Genomic DNA, 17989 nt, shown 5'->3' with positions numbered 1-17989 from the left:
CACCGGCGCACCCCGTTCGACAGCACCACCCACGACGAAAGGAACGGGGCCCAGCATGGCCGGTCTCCTCTACCGCCTCGGTCGCTTCGCGGCCCGCCGACACTGGACGGTGATCATCGCCTGGATCGCCCTCATGGCGATCGCCGGTGTCACCTTCAGCCTGTTCGCGGGCACCATCTCGTCCTCGATCACGATCCCCGGCACGAAGACCAGCCAGGTGCAGGACGAGCTGGCCGACAAGTTCCCGAGCGCGAACGGCGGCAACGGCACGCTGGTCTTCCAGACGACCGACGGCACGGCCTTCACGGACAGCCAGCAGGACCAGGTCAAGTCGTTCCTGACCGACCTCGAGGACCTGCCCGGCGTCAAGGGCACCACCGACGGCTTCGCCACCCAGCAGCGGCTCGACGACCAGCGGCAGAAGATCGTCGACGGCCGCAAGGAGATCTCCGAGGGGCGCCAGAAGCTCGAGGACGGGCAGGAGCAACTCGACGCGCAGAAGGCCCAGCTCGAGTCCGGCAAGCAGCAGATCACGGACGCCCAAGCGCAGCTCGACGCGCAGAAGGCCCAGGCGCAGGCACAGGCCCAGGCCGCCGGAGCCGCCGCTGCTGCCACCCCGGCCGCACAGGCACAGGCGCAGGCCGGCCAGCAGCAGCTCGAGCAGGCGCAGGCCCAGATCGACGCCCAGCAGCAGCAGCTGACCGCGGGCGAGCAGCAGATCGCCGACGCGCAGAAGACCATCGACTCGAACACGAAGAAGCTCGCGGACAACGAGCGCGACCTCGAGCAGGGCTCCGACCTGCTGGACCTGTCGAAGGACATCCGCTTCGTCTCGTCGAACGACTCCGCCGCCATCGGGACGGTGCAGTTCACGAAGTCGACCTACGAGGTCCCGCAGACCACGAAGCAGGAGATCTCGGACCGCGCCGACGCCGCGAAGATCAGCGGTGTCGACGTCTTCGTCTCGAACGACATCGCGCAGGGCGTGCCCTCGATCCTCGGACCGGGCGAGATCATCGGCGTCATCATCGCCGCCCTCGTGCTGTTCCTCATGCTCCGCACGGTCATCGGTGCCGCGATCCCGCTGCTCAGCGCCGTGCTCGGTGTCGGCGTCGCGACCCTCGCCTCGCTGTCCTTCTCCGGCCTGGTCGAGTTCATCTCGGTCACGCCCGTGCTCGGGGTGATGCTCGGCTTGGCAGTCGGCATCGACTACTCCCTGTTCATCCTCAACCGGCACCGGACCCAGCTGAAGCAGGGCATGGGCGTGCACGAGTCGATCGGGCTGGCGAACGGCACGTCCGGCAACGCCGTGGTCTTCGCGGGGACGACGGTCATCGTCGCGCTGCTCGCGCTGAACATCACCGGCATCCCGTTCCTCGGCCTGATGGGCACGGTCGGTGCGGTCGCGGTCCTGTTCGCGATCCTCATCGCCACCTCCTTCACCCCGGCGCTGCTCTCGCTGCTCGGCCTGCGGATCCTCCGGAAGAAGGAGCGGCAGCAGATCGGGCACACCGGCTCGGTGCCGGTCCCGAACAAGCCGATGTCGACCTGGCGTGCCGTGATCACCCTCGTCGCGGGCGTCGCCGTCCTCGGCACCATCGCACTCCCCGCCACGCAGATGCGCCTGGGCCTGCCGTCCGGGTCGTCGGAGGCGGTCGAGTCCAGCCAGTACAAGGCGTACAAGACGCTCGAGAAGGAGTTCGGCGCCGGCCAGAACGGGCCGCTGCTCGTCGTCGCGACGCTGCCGAAGGCAGTCAGCAAGGACGACGTCACCGGCACCGAGGTGACGATCGGCCAGGCGCTGTCGAAGAACGACGACGTCGACGCGGTCCTGCCGATCGGCGCGTCGAAGGACCGCTCGATCATCGCGTTCCAGGTGAAGCCGCACGGCGGCCCGGACAGCGTCTCGACCGAGGAACTGGTCAAGGACCTCCGCTCGCAGAGCGTCTCGACCGATGACGGCACGGTGGAGCTCGGCGTCGCCGGCAACGCCAGTGCCAACATCGACGTGTCGGAGAAGCTCGCGAACGTCCTGCCGCTCTACCTGGCGGTCGTGGTCGGGCTGTCGCTGATCATCCTGATCATCGTGTTCCGGTCGTTCCTCGTGCCGATCACGGCCACGGCGGGCTTCATCCTGTCGGTGCTCGCCTCGTTCGGTGGTCTGACCGCGATCTACCAGTTCGGCTGGCTCGGCAGCGTGTTCGGCGTGCACGACCCGGCGCCGATCCTGAGCTTCCTGCCGATCATCGAGATCGGGATCCTGTTCGGGCTCGCGATGGACTACCAGCTGTTCCTGGTCTCCGGCATGCGTGAGGCGTACGCCCACGGCTCCAGCGCAAAGGTCGCGGTGCAGCGTGGTCTGCACGCCGGCCGCGCGGTGGTCACGGCGGCCGCGATCATCATGATCTCGGTGTTCGCCGGGTTCATCTTCTCGGACTCGTCGACGATCAAGCCGATCGGGTTCGGGCTGGCGTTCGGTGTCCTGCTCGACGCGTTCGTGGTCCGGATGCTGCTCATCCCTGCCGTGATGCACCTGCTCGGCAAGAGCGCGTGGTGGATCCCGAAGTGGCTCGACCGGATCCTGCCGGACGTGGACGTCGAGGGCGCCAAGCTCGAGCGCATGCAGCCGGCGACGCCGCACGGGTCGGCCCCGGCGGACGACGACGCCCACCACGGGTCGCACGCGGCTCCGGCGGAGCCGGACGCACCGACCCACGACTCGGGTCACTCGCCCGCGCACCGCGCGTAGGCACCAGCGTCGCCGACGGGAGGCCCGGTGCCGGTCCACGAGACCGGCACCGGGCCTCCCGTCCGTCGTCCACCCCGCACGACACCGGTGTTCGTCGGTCACATCGCGCAGATGCGCGGCGCACCAGACGAACACCGGTGTTCCGCGGCTCAGTCGGCACCAGTTCGTGCAGGAAGGGTACGGTGGGTGCATGCTCGACACCGAGACCGACCCGCTCTCCCTCGACCGGCAGCTCTGCTTCGCCCTCGCCGCCACGAGCCGCAGCGTGGTCGGGCTCTACCGCGAACTCCTGGAGCCGATGGGCCTGACGCACCCGCAGTACCTGGTGATGCTCGCCCTCTGGGAGCGGGACCCCCGATCGGTGCGGGAGATCGCCGGCGAACTCCGGCTCGAGTCGGCGACCCTCAGCCCGCTGCTGAAGCGACTGGAGGCGTCCGGCTACGTCCGCCGCAGCCGCAGCACCGAGGACGAACGACAGCTCGCGGTGTCCCTGACGACGGCCGGACGCGCCCTCCGGGACCGTGCCGAGGCCGTCCCGGTCGCGGTGGCCGCACGGCTGGGGTGGCCGGTGGCTCGACTCGAGGCGCTGAAGGACGAGCTGACGGCCCTGCTCGAGGTCGTGGACCACGCCGGTCTCGCCGACTGACGTAATCGCGAGTACACTAATGATCAGGGTACGAACGGAAGGGTGACCATGGGACGCTTCGCGCAGTGGTACGAGCGGTGGAACACGACGCTCATCGACAAGATGGGGCCCTCGCAGATCGGTGCCGGACACCCCGAGGGCATCGACGACCGCACGGTCGACCGCGGCTGTCCGATCTGCCACCAACCGCTGTCCCTGCACACCGTGATCCGCCCCGAGGGTCAGGTCCGCTCCTCCACGCTGGTGTGCCCGCGCCCCTGACCACGGGAACCGGACAGCGGGCGCGAGTTGGAATGCGCAACATGCTCGCGGCGTTCCGACCGGACGTGAAGCTCTTCGAACCCACCGCCCTCGGCGCCCTCCGACTCAGCAACCGCATCGCCATGGCCCCCCTCACGCGCACCCGCGCCGGTGAGCACGGGATCCCGAACGACCTGCTCGTCGAGCACTACGCCCAGCGCGCGACCCTCGGCATGATCATCACCGAAGGCACCTGGCCCGTGCAGGAGGGCCGCTCCTACCCCGGCCAGCCCGGCATCGAGACCGACGAGCAGATCGCCGGCTGGCGTCGCGTCGCCGACGCCGTCCACGAGCGCGGCGGCACGATCGTCATGCAGCTCATGCACGGTGGCCGGGTCTCGCACCCCGCGATCTCGCAGACCCCGCGGATCGTCGGCCCGAGCGCCGTCGCCGCCCCCGGCCAGACCCACCTGGCCGACGGCTCGAAGGCCGACATGCCGGTCCCCCACGAGCTGACCACCGACGAGGTAGCCGAGACCGTCCAGGGCTTCGTCCAGGCCGCCCGCAACGCCATCGCCGCCGGCATCGACGGCGTCGAGGTCCACGGCGCCAACGGCTACCTGGTGCACGAGTTCATGTCGAGCCACTCGAACACCCGCACGGACCAGTACGGCGGCTCGGCCGAGAACCGTGCCCGCTTCGCCGTCGAGGTCACCACGGCCGTCGCCGAGGCCGTCGGCGCGGACCGCACCGGCATCCGCCTGTCGCCGGAGCACGGCATCCAGGGCGTCATCGAGGACGACGCCGCCGACGTGCGCGCCGTCTACTCGGCGATCGCCGAGGGTCTGGCTCCGCTCGGGCTCGCCTTCATCGACGTCCTGCACGCCGAGCCGACCGGTGACCTCGTGCAGCACATCCGCCGCACCGCGGGCGCCCCGTTCGTCGTCAACTCGGGCTTCAGCGCGATGACCACACGCGACGAGGCCATCGCCGTCGTCGACGAGGACATCGCCGACGCGATCGCCGTCGGCCGTCCCGCGATCGCGAACCCGGACCTCGCCGAGCGTTGGGAGCAGGACGCGGAGCTCAACGAGCCCCGCCCCGAGCTCTTCTACGGCCAGAGCGCCGAGGGCTACACCGACTACCCGACCCTCGCCGAGGTGCGCACGTCGGTCGCCTAGTCCGAGACCACCTGACGGGAGGCCCGGTGCCAGCTGGCACCGGGCCTCCCGTCACGTCCGGGTCAGGTCAGATGCGCCCGGACCCGACCCGGGTCGGTCCTGGTCGTCGCCGTCCCACAGGTCGCCACACTCGACGGACTGCACCCCGGCCGACCGGAGCCAGGGCCCGGCGCCTCGGTCCTCCCCCGCTGCCGCCTCGAGCGCCGCATCGAGCGCGGCCCAGTGGTCGCGCCCGAGGAGCACCGGGTGTCCGGGCCGGCCGTCGTGCACCGCCCGTCGGAGTGCCGCGCGGTCGGGAACCGCTCGACCGCGGTCGTCGAGCACCCGGCGCACCGCCTCTGCCGGCAGCCCGGGCAGGTCCACGAGCGTGACGAGCACGGCGGTGACGTCCGGGTCCTCCGACGCCGCGGACAGGCCCGCCAGCAGCGAGGCGGACGGGCCGCGCTCCCACTCGGCGGCGACCACGGTGCGGACCGCCGGCCGGACGGGGACCAGGGCACGTGCCTCCCGGCTGGACGCACCGAGGACGACGACGACCGTGTCGCAGCCGCCGTCGAGCAGGGCCGTGACCGCCAGGTCGACCCACGCTCGGCCGTCCGATCGACGGACCAGGGCCTTCGGCCGGCCCATGCGGGTACCCGCACCGGCAGCCAGGACGACGCCGACGACCCGTCCGGGTCGCGTGTGGGCGGCCGTCATGTGGATCGTCAGACGAACCCGGGCACCGCGAGCCAGGCGGCGGGTGCTTCCTCGATGCCGTCGCGGACCACCGTTCCCGAGATGAGGCCGTAGGGGCGGTCCGCGGCGAAGAAGACCTCGCCCGGGTTGTCGAGCCCGAACGGCGCCAGGTCGACCAGGAAGTGGTGCTTGTTCGGCATCGAGAAGCGCACCTCGGCGATCTCGGGGAACGCCTCGATCGCGGTGCGCCCCATCGCGAACAGGGTCTGCTGCAGCGCGAGCGAGTGCAGGTCGGCGAAGGTCTCGAGCATCCGGGCGAGGACGCCCGCGTGCACGGCGTCGTAGTCGATGCCGGCGGCGACCGCGTCCGGCAGGTACCGCCACCGGGCCGTCACCGAGGTCGCGAGGATCCGGTCGTCGGTCTCGGCGAGGGTCGTGTAGCCGTCGCGGGGGAAGCCGTGGAACTCGCTGCCGGTCGACTTGAGCACGGTCAGGTCGGTGACGCCCGCGATCACGTGGACGTCGTCGCCGTCGACCTGCACGACCGCGGTGCGCGTGCCGGCTCCGGCCCGGACGAAGGCGTGGTCGTGCTCGCGGCCGGCGACCGTGATGCGCTCCCAGGTGTGCTGCTCGGCCGAGAGGGTGGCGCCGTCGTACCAGTCGAACGCGGTGGTGAAGTGCCGGCCCAGTCGGAGCAGGAACTCCTCCGGGCTGTGCACCCCGTGCTCCCGGGCGAAGGCGTACACGGTGTTCTTCTGCGAGTCCGTCGCCAGGACCTTCGCGTTGTCGCCGTCGGTGTACGAGTCGGCGAGCGCCGTGCCGCGCAGCTGGGTCGTGACGGTGAGGTCCTCGATCTCGTGGCGGTCGGTGTCGCGGGTCACCCGGACCAGGCGGACCTCGGCCTTGCCGTACTGGTTGGCGCCGAGGTGGACGGTGGTCGGCACGGTGCCGGGCTCGGTGGCGCGGGCGGCGGTGTCGGGTGCGGTGCTGGTGTCGGTCATGGTGGGTCAGCTCCCTCGGTAGGTGGAGTAGGCGAACGGACTGAGCAGGAGGGGGACGTGCAGGTGCGGGGCGGGGTGGTCCGCCTGCTCGGGGACGGTGATCGTCACGGTCACGCGCGGGTGGAAGGTGCCGGTGTCGAGCGCCGCCCAGTACGCGCCGGTGGCGAAGGACAGGGTCCACTCCCCCGGTGCGAGCCGGTCCGGCCCGAGGCTGCTGATCCGACCGTCGGCATCGGTCCGGCCGGAGGCGACGAGCACCCCGTCGGCGTCGGTCAACGAGACGGCGACCCCGGCGGCCGGCCACCCGTTCGTGGTGTCGAGCACGTGGGTGCTGAGGTGGCTCACCGGACGCTCCGGTCGAGTCGGAGCAGGGCGATCTCCCGCAGCTGGGCGGCGACCTCGACGCGCTCGGTGGCGTCGTCGTGCTCCATCCGTCGGTGCAGTTCGGCAAGGACCTGGTCGGCGCTGCGGCCGGCGGCCCGGATGAGGAACACCCGGTCGAAGCGGTCCTCGTACGCGGCGTTGCCCGCCCGGAGTGCGGCCGCCGTGTCCGCGTCGGCTTCGGCGGACGCGGCCTGTTCCAGCCGGGAGGCTGCTGCCGCGGCCCCGTCACCCACCGGCCGGTCCCCGATCCGCGGGTGCTCCGCGAGCGCGGCGTCCACCTCGTCGTCGGTCCAGTTCCGCGCGAGCCGGTCGGCCGCGGCGGCGAGGGCGTCGGCCGCACCGTAGGGGCGGCCGGCGAGGACGGCGTCGACCCACCGGGGCACGGCGGCCCACGACGTGACGAGCGCCCGGGCAGCGTCGTCGTCGAGCCGGTCGAACGCGAGCGCGCTGCCGGTCGTCGCGGACGCCTGGGTGGCGGTGTCGGACGGTGGAACGGTCATGTCCCGGAGGATGGCACCCCCGTGTTTCGGGGAGAGGTCGGGCAGGTCACGGGTCCGCTGTACCGCCCGACCACGGCTGTTCCTTCCCCGTAACGACGCTGAAACACCGGTTCCCTAGCGTGGCCGACATGGCATGGAACCGGGGCATGATCGCGCACGGCCGACGAGTCGGTGCGCTCGTCGACCCCTGCCGCCCTGCCCTGATCGGACCCGTCCATGGACCTCGTCTCCGTCCGCACCGTGCGGACACCGTCGCACCGCGACGACCTCGCGTTCGCACCCGGTGACCGCCCGCTCGGTGGCGGCACCTGGCTCTTCTCGGAGGAGCAACCCGGCCTGACCGGACTCGTCGACCTGACGACGCTCGGCTGGCCGGACGTCGAACGGACGCCCGGCACGCTGACGATCGCCGCGACGTGCACGATCGCCGCGCTGCTCCGGGTGCAGCCGGACCCCGACTGGACCGCCTGGCCGCTCGTCGACCGGTGTGCGAACGCGCTGCTCGCCTCGTTCAAGGTGTGGAACGCGGCGACCGTGGGCGGGAACGTGGCGGTCGGGTTGCCGGCCGGGGCGATGACGGCGCTCCTCGTCACGCTCGACGCGACCGCGGTGGTGTGGACGCCGGACGGTGGGGAGCGCCGAGTCCCCGTGGAGCAGCTCGTGCTCGGGGTGCAGACGCTCGACCTCCGACACGCCGAGGTGATCCGGGCGTTCGAGCTGCCGGAGGAGGCACTCCGGGCGACGACCGGGTTCCGCCGGGTGTCGCTCAGCCCGAACGGCCGGTCGGGCTCGCTCGTCACCGCACGGTGGTCGGCGGCCGGCTTCGTGCTCGTCGTCACGGCGGCGACCCCGCGGCCGGTGGTGTTCCGGTGGTCGTCGGTGCCGTCGGCCGGCGAGGTGGACGCAGCACTCGACGCCGTCCTGGGCTCGGACGAGGACTGGTACGACGACCCGCACGGCTCCCCCCGGTGGCGACGCGCGGTGAGCAGCGTCTTCGCGCACGAACTCCGGACCGAAGCGGCCGAGGTAGCGGGCGCAGCGACGGCGGGCACCCGATGAGGCTCGAGGTGGACGGCACCCTGCTCGAGGTCTCGCCGCAGCCCGGACAGGTCCTCCGCACGCTCCTCCGCGACCACGGCGTGACCTCCGTGAAGAAGGGCTGTGACGCCGGTGACTGCGGTGCCTGCACGGTCCTCGTCGACCAGGTGCCGGTGCACTCCTGCATCACCCCGGCCCACCGGCTCGAGGGCCGGACGGTCACCACGGCCGCCGGTCTCGGCACCCCGGAGGACCCGCACCCCGTCCAGCGCGCGTTCGCCGAGGCGCCCGGGTTCCAGTGCGGCTTCTGCACGGCGGGCTTCGTCGTCACCGCCTCGACGCTCACCGAGGACGACCTGGCCGACCGGCACCGGAAGCTCAAGGGCAACCTCTGCCGCTGCACCGGGTACCGGGCGATCGAGGACGCACTGGACGGCGTCGCGAACACCTCCTGCGCGGCTCCCGGCGCGGCGATCGGCACCTCGGTCGCCGCCCCCGCCGCCCGGCGGATCGTCACCGGCCGCGAGGAGTACACGCTGGACATCCCGAGCGACGGACTCCGGCGCACCGAGGCGCTCCTGCACCTCGCCGTCCTCGGCAGCCCGCACCCGCACGCCCGCATCACCGCGATCGACACCACCGAAGCCGCGGCCCTGCCCGGCGTGCACGCCGTGCTCACCCACCACGACGACCCCGGCGTGCTGTTCTCCACCGGCCGCCACGAGTCGCGGCTCGACGACCCGGACGACACCCGCGTGCTCGACCCGGTACTGCGGTTCCGCGGACAGCGGGTCGCCGCCGTGGTCGCCGACAGTGTCCGGATCGCCGAGCAGGCGTGCGCCCTGGTCCGGGTCGAGTACGAGGTCCTCGACAGCGTCCACGACCCGGACGCGGCACGGCGGCCGGGCGCCCCGCTCCTGCACGGTGACAAGACGGCCGCCGAGCACCGGATCGCCGAGCCGGCGCGGAACGTGGTGGCGAGCCTCCACGGCGGTACCGGCGACGTCGAGGCCGCGCTCTCCGCGTCGGCCGCGACCGTCGACGGCGTCTGGACCACCGGCCGTGTCTCGCACGCCGCCCTCGAGACGCACGCCACCCGCGGGTGGGTGGACCCGGACGGGAGGCTCGTGCTCCGGACCGCCACGCAGGTCCCGTTCCTGGTGCGGGACGAGATCGCCCACGTCTTCGCACTCGACCCGGCCCGGGTGCGCGTCGTCGCGAAGCGGGTGGGCGGCGGGTTCGGCGGCAAGCAGGAGCTGCTCACCGAGGACCTCGTCACCCTTGCGGTGCTCCGGACCGGACGCACCGTGCAGTTCGAGTTCAGCCGTCGGGACGAGTTCACGGTCGCTCCCACCCGGCACCCGATGCGCGTCCGGGTCCGGCTCGGTGCCGATGCCGACGGCACACTGACGGCGCTGCACGTCGACCAGACGATGGACACCGGGGCGTACGGCAACCACGGCATCGGGGTCATGTTCCACTCGGTCAGCGAGTCCGTCGCGGTGTACCGGTGCCCGGTGAAGCGCGTCGACGCAGAGTCGGTCTACACGAACAACCTGCCCTCGGGGGCGTTCCGCGGGTACGGCCTCGGACAGGTGGTGTTCGCGATCGAGTCGGCGATGGACGACCTGGCCCGGCAGCTCGACATCGACCCGATCGAGCTCCGCCGGCGGAACGTCGTCGTGCCGGGTGACCCGCTCGTCGTCACGGACCCGCACGAGCAGAGCGACCTGCAGTGGGAGGGCAGCTACGGGCTCGACCAGTGCCTGGACCTGGTCGAGGACGCGCTCGCCGGACCGCTGCCCGAGGTCCCGCGGATGGACGGGCCGGTGCTGGACGGACCGGGGCTCGATCGCTCCCCGGACTGGGCGTACGGCACGGGTGTCGCGCTCGCGGCCATCGCGACCATGCCGCCTCGGGGCCACCACGCGCACACGTCCGTCGAGCTGCTGCCCGGCGGGCGCTACCGCATCGGTGTCGGCACGGCGGAGTTCGGCAACGGCACCACCACCGTGCACACACAGCTCGTCGCCACCGCGCTCGGCACCACGCCCGACCGGGTCGACGTGCACCAGTCCGACACCGACGCCGCGCACCACGACACCGGGGCGTTCGGGTCCGCCGGGGTCGTCGTCGCCGGCCGGGCCCTGTACGCCGCCGCGCAGACCCTCCGGGACGACCTGACCGCCCGGGCGCTGGCGCTCGTCGCGGCCCGGACCCCGCGCACGGCCTCCGGCGTCCTCGGTCCGGCGGTCACCGTCGAGCCCGAGGGCGTCCGCGTGGGCGACGAGCTCGTCGGACACGCGGAGCTGCTGGCCGAGGGGCCGCTCGTCGCACACGCCAGCCACGACGGCACCCCGCGCTCCCTCGCGTTCACGGTGCACGGCGCTCGGGTCGCGGTGCACCGACCGACCGGCGAGGTCCGCATCCTGCAGAGCGTGCAGGCCGTCGACGCCGGCACCGTCCTCAACCCCGAACAGCTCCGTGGCCAGGTCGAAGGCGGTGCCGCACAGGCGATCGGGTCGACGCTCTACGAGGAGGTCGTGCTCGACGCCACCGGCCGGGTCACCACCGACGCCTTCCGCTCCTACCGGGTGCCGAAGATATCCGACGTGCCACGGACGCAGGTGCTCTTCGCCGACACCTCCGACCCGCTCGGCCCCCTCGGTGCGAAGTCGATGAGCGAGGCGCCCTACAACCCGGTCGCCCCGGCCGTCGCCAACGCCGTCCGGGACGCGATCGGCATCCGGCCGTACCGCCTGCCGATGACCCGCGACCGGGTGTGGGCGCTGCTGGCGGACGCGACCGACGCCGGAGGTGTCTGATGTTCGAACTGGCACCGCGCCTCCTGGCCGTGCTCGACGGCGGCGACCCGATCGTCGTCGCGACCGCCGTCGACGTGCAGGGCAGCGCGCCGAGCGGGACCGGCACCTCGATGGCGGTGCTGCCCGGCGGCGAGGTCGTCGGGACGATCTCCGGCGGATGCGTCGAGGGGTCGCTCTACGACACCGCCGAGGACGTCCTGACGACGGGCGTCCCGGTCCTGGAACGCTTCGGGTTCGAGGACCCGTCCGACCCGCTGGCCGACTGGGCGCCGGGCTTGCGGTGCGGGGGCCGGGTCGAAGTGCTCGTGCACCGCGTCCTGCCGACCGACGCCGTCGTGGTCGACGCGCTCCGTGCCGCCGCTGCCGGAGCGCCGACCTCGCTCGGCCTGTCGCTCGACGCGGCCTCGCTCGGCACCGCGGTGACGGCGTCGGACGGCTGCCGGACCCGCGTCTTCACCGAGTACGCCGGCGGACGGGCGCGGTGCATCGTGGTCGGCGCGGTCGAGTTCGCCGTCGCCGTCACGAACACCGCGGCGATGCTCGGCTACGCGGTGACCGTCGTGGACCCGCGGCCGGTGTTCCTCACCGACCAGCGGTTCCCGGCGGCGCAGGAGCGTGTCGTCGGGTGGCCGCCGAGGGTCCTCGCCGACACCGCGATCGGACCGGACACCGTCGTCATCGTGCTCACCCACGACGACCGGTTCGACGCCGAGGTGCTCGACCTGGCGCTCCGTCGTGGTGCCGGGTACGTCGGCGCGATGGGGTCCCGGGCGACGCACGAGCGGCGGCTGTCCGTGCTGCGGGAGCTCGGTACGCCCGACACCGAGCGGCTGCGGTCCCCGATCGGCCTCGACATCGGCGCCGAGACGCCCGCCGAGATGGCGCTGTCGATCATGGCCGAGGTCGTCGCGGTCCGCCGCGGTGCCCCGGGCGGCGCGCTCGTCGACGGCAGCGGGCCGGTGCACCGGCGTCAGGTCGCGGCCCGGTGAGTCGGGGCCGGGCCCAGGCCCGGACGGCACCCGACGGGGCATCTCGCGACCCCAGCACGCGTCCGCACCTCAGCCGACGGGGGTGAGTCGCGCCTCCCGGCCGTGGTCGTGTGCCGGGGCCGCTGTTCCGGACACCGGCAGGGTGAGCACGAACGCCGCGCCGTCCAGGACGAGCGGGTCGGCCGCGACCAGCTCGCCGCCGGACGCACGCGCGATCCCGCGCGCGATCGGCAGGCCGAGCCCGGCGCCGCCGCTCCGGTCCTCGCGTCCGTCGTCCAAGCGGACGAGTCGGTCGAAGACGCGCTCCCGGTCCGCGAGCGGGATGCCGACACCGTCGTCCTCCAACCGGACCACGGCGGTGTCCGCACCGTCGGCGGCCAGGAGCGTCAGCAGCAGGTGGCCGTCACCGCCGGTCGCCCGGGCGGCGTTGTCGGCGAGGTTGCCGAGCACCTGGGCGATCCGGTCCGCGTCGAGCAAGGCCGGCACCGGATGGTCCGGCACGCGCACGTCGAGGTGCACCGACGGCAGCCGCAGGACCAGCCGTTCCGCCTCGGCCGTCAGGAACGCGGCCAGGTCCACCGGTCGGCGGTCGAGGTCGATCCCGCGGTCCAGCCGCGCCATCGTGAGCATGTCGTCGACGAGCCGGGAGGCGCGCCCCGCCTGTCGCACGACGTGCACCGCGAGCTGCTCCTGCTGCTCCCCCTGCACGCCCGCGCGGATCAGCGTCTCCGCAGCCGCCCGCACCCCGGCGACCGGAGTGCGGAGTTCGTGAGCGGCGTCAGACAGGAAGGCCCGGAGTCGCAGCTCAGCCTGCACGGCGGAGTCCTCCGCACCCTCGACCGCGTCCAGCATGGTGTCGAGGGCGGTCGCGACACGGCCGATCTCGGTGTCGTCCCGGTGCGGTCGGAGGCGTCGGCCACGGTCACCCCCGGCGATCGACATCGCGGTCGACGTCACCACGTCGAGTGGTCGGAGCGCCCGGCGGACGACGAGGGTGACACCGACGACGGCGACGACGAGGAACCCGGCGGACGCGGCTCCCATCACCCAGCCGAGCGTCGACAGGGTGGACTGGACGTCGCGGGTGCCGGTCGTCAGGGTCAGGACCGTGCCGTCGTCGAGCCGCGACCGGAGGGTCAGGACACCGTCGTCCTCGGAGGTCGTCGAGGACACCACGGATGCACCGTCCGCGCTGCCGGTCGTGGTGCGGCCGGCGCCGGTGCCTGTGCCGTTGGCCCCGGTAGCGGCCCCCGGGCCCGACCCCGGCGCGGGCAGGCTCCCCGGGTCGGGCGGTCCGGCGCGGAGCTGCTCAGGCGACGGACCCGCCTGCACCTCGGCACCGTCGGGCTGCACGATGCGCACGGACAGCCCCTGCATCGACAGGCGGTCGGCGAGGTCGTCGGCGTCGACCGTCCCGACGAGGGCCGCCGCCGCGGACGCCCGGTCCCGCAGCCGGTCGACGGTCTGGGCGCGGAGCTGCTCGCCGAGCAGGACCTGCACCGCGACACACAGCCCGCCCAGCAGGACGGCCAGGAGCACCACGATCGCCACGACGGTCCGGAGGCGGAGGGACGTGGTGCGGAGTGCGGGCGTGGCGGGACCGGCGACCCGGCGGCGGCTCACGCAGCGACCCGCTCGGCGCTCATCCGGTAGCCGAGCCCGCGGATCGTGTGGATCAGGCGTGGCCCGTGCGCCTCCATCTTCCGCCGCAGTGCGCTGAGGTGCACCTCGACGATGTTCGGGTCGATGTCGTCGTACCCCCACACCTGCGTCAGGATCTGCGCCTTCGACAGCGTCCGGCCACGACCCTCGGCCAGGAAGCAGAGCAGCCGGAACTCGGTCGCGGTCAGGTCGAGCAGCGCACCACCGCGGCGAGCGGTCGCGCCGTCCGGGTCGACCACGAGGTCGCCGATCTCCACCACGGACGGGATCCGACCCCGCCGCCGCAGGACCGCGGTGACCCGGGCGACGAGCTCCGCCATCGCGAACGGCTTCACCACGTAGTCGTCGGCACCCTCGGCGAACCCGCGCAGTCGGTCCTCGAGTTCGTCGCGCGCTGTCATCATCACCACGGCCGCGTCCGACACCGAGCGCACCCGGGCAGCCAGCACGATGCCGCTCGCACCGGGCAGCATCCAGTCGAGCACCACCAGGTCGGGGCGGCCCGAGGCCAGGTCCTCGACGAGGGTGTCGCCGTCACCGGCGGTGCGCACGGCGAACCCCTCGGCCCGGAGGCTCGAGGCGACAGCGGTGCGGATGGACTCGTCGTCGTCGATGACGAGGACGCGGGCGGGGAGGGTCACGCGGGGAACGGTAGGTGTCCTCTGCGAGCAAGCAGCATGGAACGACCTGGGCAACGCCTGTGCTTCAGTCCTGCTTCAGACACGACTTCCAGCGTTGTCCACAGCGAGCCGCACGGGTTCGCCGCAGCCATGAGGAGCACCCCGATGCACCAGAGCAACCAGCACGACGACCACGACGACCGCAACCGGAACGACCAGCCCACGGAGCAGTACCCGGTGGACCACTTCGCCGCAGCGCCCACCACGGCACCCGCAGCCGACCGCACCGCCGGCCGACGACGCTTCGCCCGCCGCGCCGGCATCGGTGCCGCGGTCGCCGCCACCCTCGTCCTCGGCGGGGTCGGCGTCACTGCGGCGATGGCGGCCGGTCCCGGTGACGGCGGGAACAGCAGCGTCACCGCGCCGACCGGAGCACCGAGCGGGGCACCGTCCGGGGCACCCACCGGTGCGCCGACGGGAGCGCCGAGCGGTGCGCCCGGCGGCCCGGGCGCAGCCGGTGGTGCAGCCGGCGGCCCGGCAGGCGGCCCCGCCGGTGGTCCGGCAGCCGGACCGGGAGCCGGTCCGGCCGGCGGAGCTGCCACGTGCGGTCCCGACGGAGCAGCACCGAAGGCCGATGGGAAGGCACCGACGCCCCCGGCGACGGACGGCTCGGCGCCGACCCCGCGGACCCCGGGTGACGCGCCCACCGGTGCCCCGAGCGACGCACCGGCCTCCGGTTCCTGACGCGACCCGGCCGGGAGGCGCGGTGCGGGTCCGACCCGCACCGCGCCTCCCGGTATGCGGGGGGAGCGAAGGGCTCGGGTCAGATGACGTCTCGGGCGTAGTCGACCAGAGCGCGCGCAGCTTCGCCGGCGTTGTGGATGTCCGACGCGTCCACCGCCCTTGCGCTGTACGCCGCTTTGCTCTTCACCCGGATGAGCATGTCGAGGTTCTTCGCAACCGCCCTGTCGGTCGCGTCCTTGAGGATCGCGACTGCGGCGTTGTGGTCGCCGCCGCTGCTGTACCGGCCGGTCCTCTTGATGCAGATGGCGTCACCTGCAGCGATGCCAGCGTTCACGCAGAGGTCCACGAACGAGCTGGCGTGGACCGAGGTCGGAGCGAGGACCCCGTCGTCCGATCCGACGACGAACAGGGCCTCTGCCGACTCGAGGAAGTCCTTCGCTTTGCTGAACCGGCCGCGCATGTACGCGTCATCGCCGGGTGTCGTCGGTGCGAGCTTGGGTGGGGTCATCGGCAGCCTCTCGGAGTTGGTTCCGCAGCCATCGACGATCGTTGGTCAGTGGGATGCCTTCTGCGTCGATGGCGGCGATGAGTGGGTCGTCGGAACTGATGGCGGTGGCGTCGTAGACGACGGGATTGACCTCGTTCCCGGTCCAGCGATGGACAGCACCGGTGAGGTCGAAGATCCGGTCCTCCGCACGCTCCCGTTCGGCGGCGTCCACCGCGAAGAACAGGTCGATGTCGCTGTCAGGCCGCATCGTCCCCCGTGCCGCGGAACCGAAGAGCGCTGCGTACCGGACGGGGATCAGCTCGCAGTCATCGCGAAGACGAGCGAGGAAACGAGCCCGCGACTCGCTGATCGCCACGATTTGTTCTGCAAGCAGGTGCTCGCGGTTGAGCTGGTAGGTCTTGACACCCCCGATGTCGTCGAACAAGACGACGCCTTGCTGCACAAGCCGCTCGAGGACGGTCAGCACCCCGGTCCTGGAGCGCTTTGTCCGCTCGACGATGGCGGGCAGCGGGTGGGGCCGACCTGGAGGAACGCTGGCGAGCTCGGCGAGCACGTCGGCGTCCACGGTCGGCGAGAGCGCGGTGAACGGGTTCTGTAGCTGCATCGACACCTCCTCCGGCTCGGTCGGCAGTGACGCTATTTAGTCACGAATGACTAAATCTAGTCAAGCTACTCCCGGAGAGGCTGTGACTGCGCGTGGAAGATCGCGCGGGTCCCTCGGCCTCGCGGTGCGAAGTCCCCCGGTGTCACTCGCCTCGACCGGCTGGGGATCTGCCGGTACGGGTCACATGCACAGGCACAGCAGGGACGGCAGCGAGCACCGCGCCGATCACCCACAGCAGCGGCGACGGTGAGAAGCCACCGTCGGGGGAATCGCTCGGTCCGGCTCGCATGAAGCGGACGGCGTCGACGACGAGTACCACGGGGACCACGAGAAGCGCCGTGGTTCCGAGCCACGCGAACCTCCGCGCTCCCGTACCGAGGACCGCGCACACAGCGAGGGCACCACCGGTCACCACCGTGACCATCACGAGCACCACCAAGCCCGGCAACCCCGTCAGCAGAACGGCGACGGCACCGCCGTGGGTGAACTGGGCTGCGACGGCGCCGACTGCAGCTGCCAGCATCGCATGCGGCCACGGTCCGGTCCCGGTGCGTCCGCTTCCGTCGGTGTCCCCACGAGTCACGGCCTGATCCTCGCATGGACAGGCAGAGCCAGTCCGATCGCGAGTGGATCGCCGCCCGAGCCGTCCGATGACCGATGGTCGACGGCGTCAGCCGAGGACGCCGGTGTGCTCGAGGACGATCTGCACGCCGATGAGGATGAGCACCACACCGCCGGCGATCTCGGCGGGCTTGCCGAAGCGGGCGCCGACCCGACGCCCGACGGCCACCCCGACGAAGCTCAGGACCGCGGTCGTGATGCCGATGAGCAGGACGGCCCACCCGATCGACACCGGCAGGAACGCCAGCGTGATGCCGACCGCGAGGGCGTCGATGCTCGTCGCGATGGCCAGCACCAGCAGTTCGCGGATCCGCAGGCGGTCGGTGTCCTCGTCGGTGTCCTCGTGCTTGCTGAAGGCCTCCCAGAGCATCTTGCCGCCGACGAGCGCGAGCAGCCCGAACGCCACCCAGTGGTCGTAGTCGGCGATCGCGCGGGCGAAGGTGGTGCCGAGCAGCCAGCCGAGCAGCGGCATCAGCGCTTGGAAGAGACCGAACACGACGGCGATCACCACGGCCTGCCGGACGTTGAACCGCTTCATGTGCAGGCCCTTGCCGAGTGCGACGGCGAAGGCGTCGGCGGAGACGCCGAGCGCGATGAGGAAGAGGGCCCAGAACGACATGGGGGGACGCCTTTCGAGATGACAGCGGAGACACCGTCGTCTCGGAACTCGTCGATCCTGCCATGTCCCGAGCGGGCGACACCGCCGAAAAGGCCTGATCAGAAGGATTCGGCGCGACGAATTCCGGCGTTCGCCCGGCCGCCCGACAGGCCCGGGTTGTCACAGAACGGTAACGAGGACAAACCCACCCAAACCATCTCGCGAGTGGCCCCGAATCACTGTCACAAGCCGGGAAACACCCGCAAGCGCTCACCAGCAGCTCACCGCTGGTTCTCCACCCCTTCGCGGGGTGTGTTCGGCGCGCTGTCACCCACCGCGCCGAGCGCGACAAGCAAAGGAATGAAGACATGCGCAAGTCCCTGAAGAACACGATCACCCTC

At 72.2% G+C, this 17989-nt stretch carries 18 protein-coding genes; 8 read left to right on the top strand and 10 right to left on the bottom strand.

The window, feature by feature from the left end:
• Window positions 1–55: 55 nt before the first annotated feature.
• From E9228_RS12310 to E9228_RS12295, 4 genes are all read left to right on the top strand, one after another.
• On the top strand, window positions 56–2749 hold the full coding sequence (locus E9228_RS12310; protein ID WP_166780868.1) for an MMPL family transporter: 2694 nt from the start codon (window positions 56–58) through the stop codon (window positions 2747–2749).
• A gap of 190 nt (window positions 2750–2939) precedes the next feature.
• Window positions 2940–3395, top strand: a complete 456-nt coding sequence (locus E9228_RS12305; protein WP_166780867.1) for a MarR family winged helix-turn-helix transcriptional regulator — start codon at window positions 2940–2942, stop codon at window positions 3393–3395.
• Between the two features lie 48 nt (window positions 3396–3443).
• Window positions 3444–3656 (top strand): Trm112 family protein, encoded by a 213-nt coding sequence (locus tag E9228_RS12300; protein WP_166781313.1) that lies wholly within the window; start codon window positions 3444–3446, stop codon window positions 3654–3656.
• 65 nt (window positions 3657–3721) lie between these two features.
• A complete protein-coding gene (locus E9228_RS12295) occupies window positions 3722–4816 on the top strand; it encodes an alkene reductase (protein ID WP_341849904.1) in 1095 nt (364 codons plus the stop codon).
• 51 nt (window positions 4817–4867) lie between these two features.
• Here the strand turns inward: E9228_RS12295 and E9228_RS12290 are convergent, their stop codons facing one another.
• The 4 genes from E9228_RS12290 to uraD are packed head-to-tail and all read right to left on the bottom strand — an operon-like array spanning window position 4868 to window position 7379.
• Window positions 4868–5515 (bottom strand): nucleotidyltransferase family protein, encoded by a 648-nt coding sequence (locus tag E9228_RS12290; RefSeq protein ID WP_166780866.1) that lies wholly within the window; start codon window positions 5513–5515, stop codon window positions 4868–4870.
• An 8-nt stretch (window positions 5516–5523) separates the two neighbouring features.
• The gene (gene pucL / locus E9228_RS12285; RefSeq protein WP_166780865.1) at window positions 5524–6495 is read right to left on the bottom strand and encodes a factor-independent urate hydroxylase; all 972 of its coding nucleotides are present in this window, start codon (window positions 6493–6495) and stop codon (window positions 5524–5526) included.
• A 6-nt stretch (window positions 6496–6501) separates the two neighbouring features.
• On the bottom strand, window positions 6502–6840 hold the full coding sequence (gene uraH, locus E9228_RS12280; RefSeq protein WP_166780864.1) for a hydroxyisourate hydrolase: 339 nt from the start codon (window positions 6838–6840) through the stop codon (window positions 6502–6504).
• Window positions 6837–7379: a 2-oxo-4-hydroxy-4-carboxy-5-ureidoimidazoline decarboxylase gene (gene uraD, locus E9228_RS12275; protein WP_166780863.1), complete on the bottom strand. Its 543-nt coding sequence runs from the start codon at window positions 7377–7379 to the stop codon at window positions 6837–6839. The genes uraH and uraD overlap by 4 nt, the downstream gene beginning before the upstream one ends.
• A gap of 216 nt (window positions 7380–7595) precedes the next feature.
• Between uraD and E9228_RS12270 the strand changes: the two genes are divergently transcribed.
• Genes E9228_RS12270 through E9228_RS12260 form a run of 3 tightly spaced genes read left to right on the top strand, consistent with a single transcriptional unit; the run spans window position 7596 to window position 12231 of the window.
• Window positions 7596–8438, top strand: a complete 843-nt coding sequence (locus tag E9228_RS12270) for an FAD binding domain-containing protein (protein WP_166780862.1) — start codon at window positions 7596–7598, stop codon at window positions 8436–8438.
• Entirely contained in the window at window positions 8435–11242 is a 2808-nt protein-coding gene (locus E9228_RS12265) for a molybdopterin-dependent oxidoreductase (protein WP_166780861.1), read from the top strand. The genes E9228_RS12270 and E9228_RS12265 overlap by 4 nt, the downstream gene beginning before the upstream one ends.
• Window positions 11242–12231, top strand: a complete 990-nt coding sequence (locus E9228_RS12260; protein ID WP_166780860.1) for an XdhC family protein — start codon at window positions 11242–11244, stop codon at window positions 12229–12231. The genes E9228_RS12265 and E9228_RS12260 overlap by 1 nt, the downstream gene beginning before the upstream one ends.
• Window positions 12232–12300: 69 nt before the next feature.
• Here the strand turns inward: E9228_RS12260 and E9228_RS17600 are convergent, their stop codons facing one another.
• Both E9228_RS17600 and E9228_RS12250 read right to left on the bottom strand, forming a co-directional pair.
• Window positions 12301–13854 (bottom strand): ATP-binding protein, encoded by a 1554-nt coding sequence (locus tag E9228_RS17600; RefSeq protein ID WP_166780859.1) that lies wholly within the window; start codon window positions 13852–13854, stop codon window positions 12301–12303.
• Window positions 13851–14534 carry a response regulator gene (locus E9228_RS12250; protein ID WP_166780858.1) on the bottom strand — a complete coding sequence of 228 codons (684 nt, stop codon included), beginning with the start codon at window positions 14532–14534 and terminating at the stop codon, window positions 13851–13853. Before E9228_RS12250 ends, E9228_RS17600 begins: the two co-directional genes overlap by 4 nt.
• Window positions 14535–14678: 144 nt before the next feature.
• Here E9228_RS12250 and E9228_RS12245 point away from each other — a divergent pair, with 144 nt between their 5' ends.
• Complete coding sequence (locus tag E9228_RS12245) at window positions 14679–15257, top strand: hypothetical protein (protein ID WP_166780857.1); 579 nt, start codon at window positions 14679–14681, stop codon at window positions 15255–15257.
• Between the two features lie 79 nt (window positions 15258–15336).
• On the opposite strand, the gene E9228_RS12240 is transcribed toward E9228_RS12245, so the two are convergent.
• From E9228_RS12240 to E9228_RS12225, 4 genes are all read right to left on the bottom strand, one after another.
• Window positions 15337–15765 (bottom strand): hypothetical protein, encoded by a 429-nt coding sequence (locus E9228_RS12240; RefSeq protein WP_166780856.1) that lies wholly within the window; start codon window positions 15763–15765, stop codon window positions 15337–15339.
• Complete coding sequence (locus E9228_RS12235; RefSeq protein WP_166780855.1) at window positions 15725–16369, bottom strand: nucleotidyltransferase family protein; 645 nt, start codon at window positions 16367–16369, stop codon at window positions 15725–15727. The genes E9228_RS12240 and E9228_RS12235 overlap by 41 nt, the downstream gene beginning before the upstream one ends.
• A 142-nt stretch (window positions 16370–16511) precedes the next feature.
• The gene (locus tag E9228_RS12230; protein ID WP_166780854.1) at window positions 16512–16952 is read right to left on the bottom strand and encodes a hypothetical protein; all 441 of its coding nucleotides are present in this window, start codon (window positions 16950–16952) and stop codon (window positions 16512–16514) included.
• A gap of 87 nt (window positions 16953–17039) precedes the next feature.
• Window positions 17040–17609, bottom strand: coding sequence for a manganese efflux pump MntP (locus tag E9228_RS12225; protein ID WP_166780853.1), 570 nt, complete (start codon window positions 17607–17609; stop codon window positions 17040–17042).
• Window positions 17610–17989 lie beyond the last annotated feature (380 nt).

The organism is Curtobacterium salicis (assembly GCF_011759505.1).
In the GTDB taxonomy this organism is placed as follows: Bacteria; Actinomycetota; Actinomycetes; order Actinomycetales; family Microbacteriaceae; genus Curtobacterium; species Curtobacterium salicis.
Note: the sequence above shows the minus strand (reverse complement) of the source record. Positions and strands in the feature narration are given on the sequence as shown.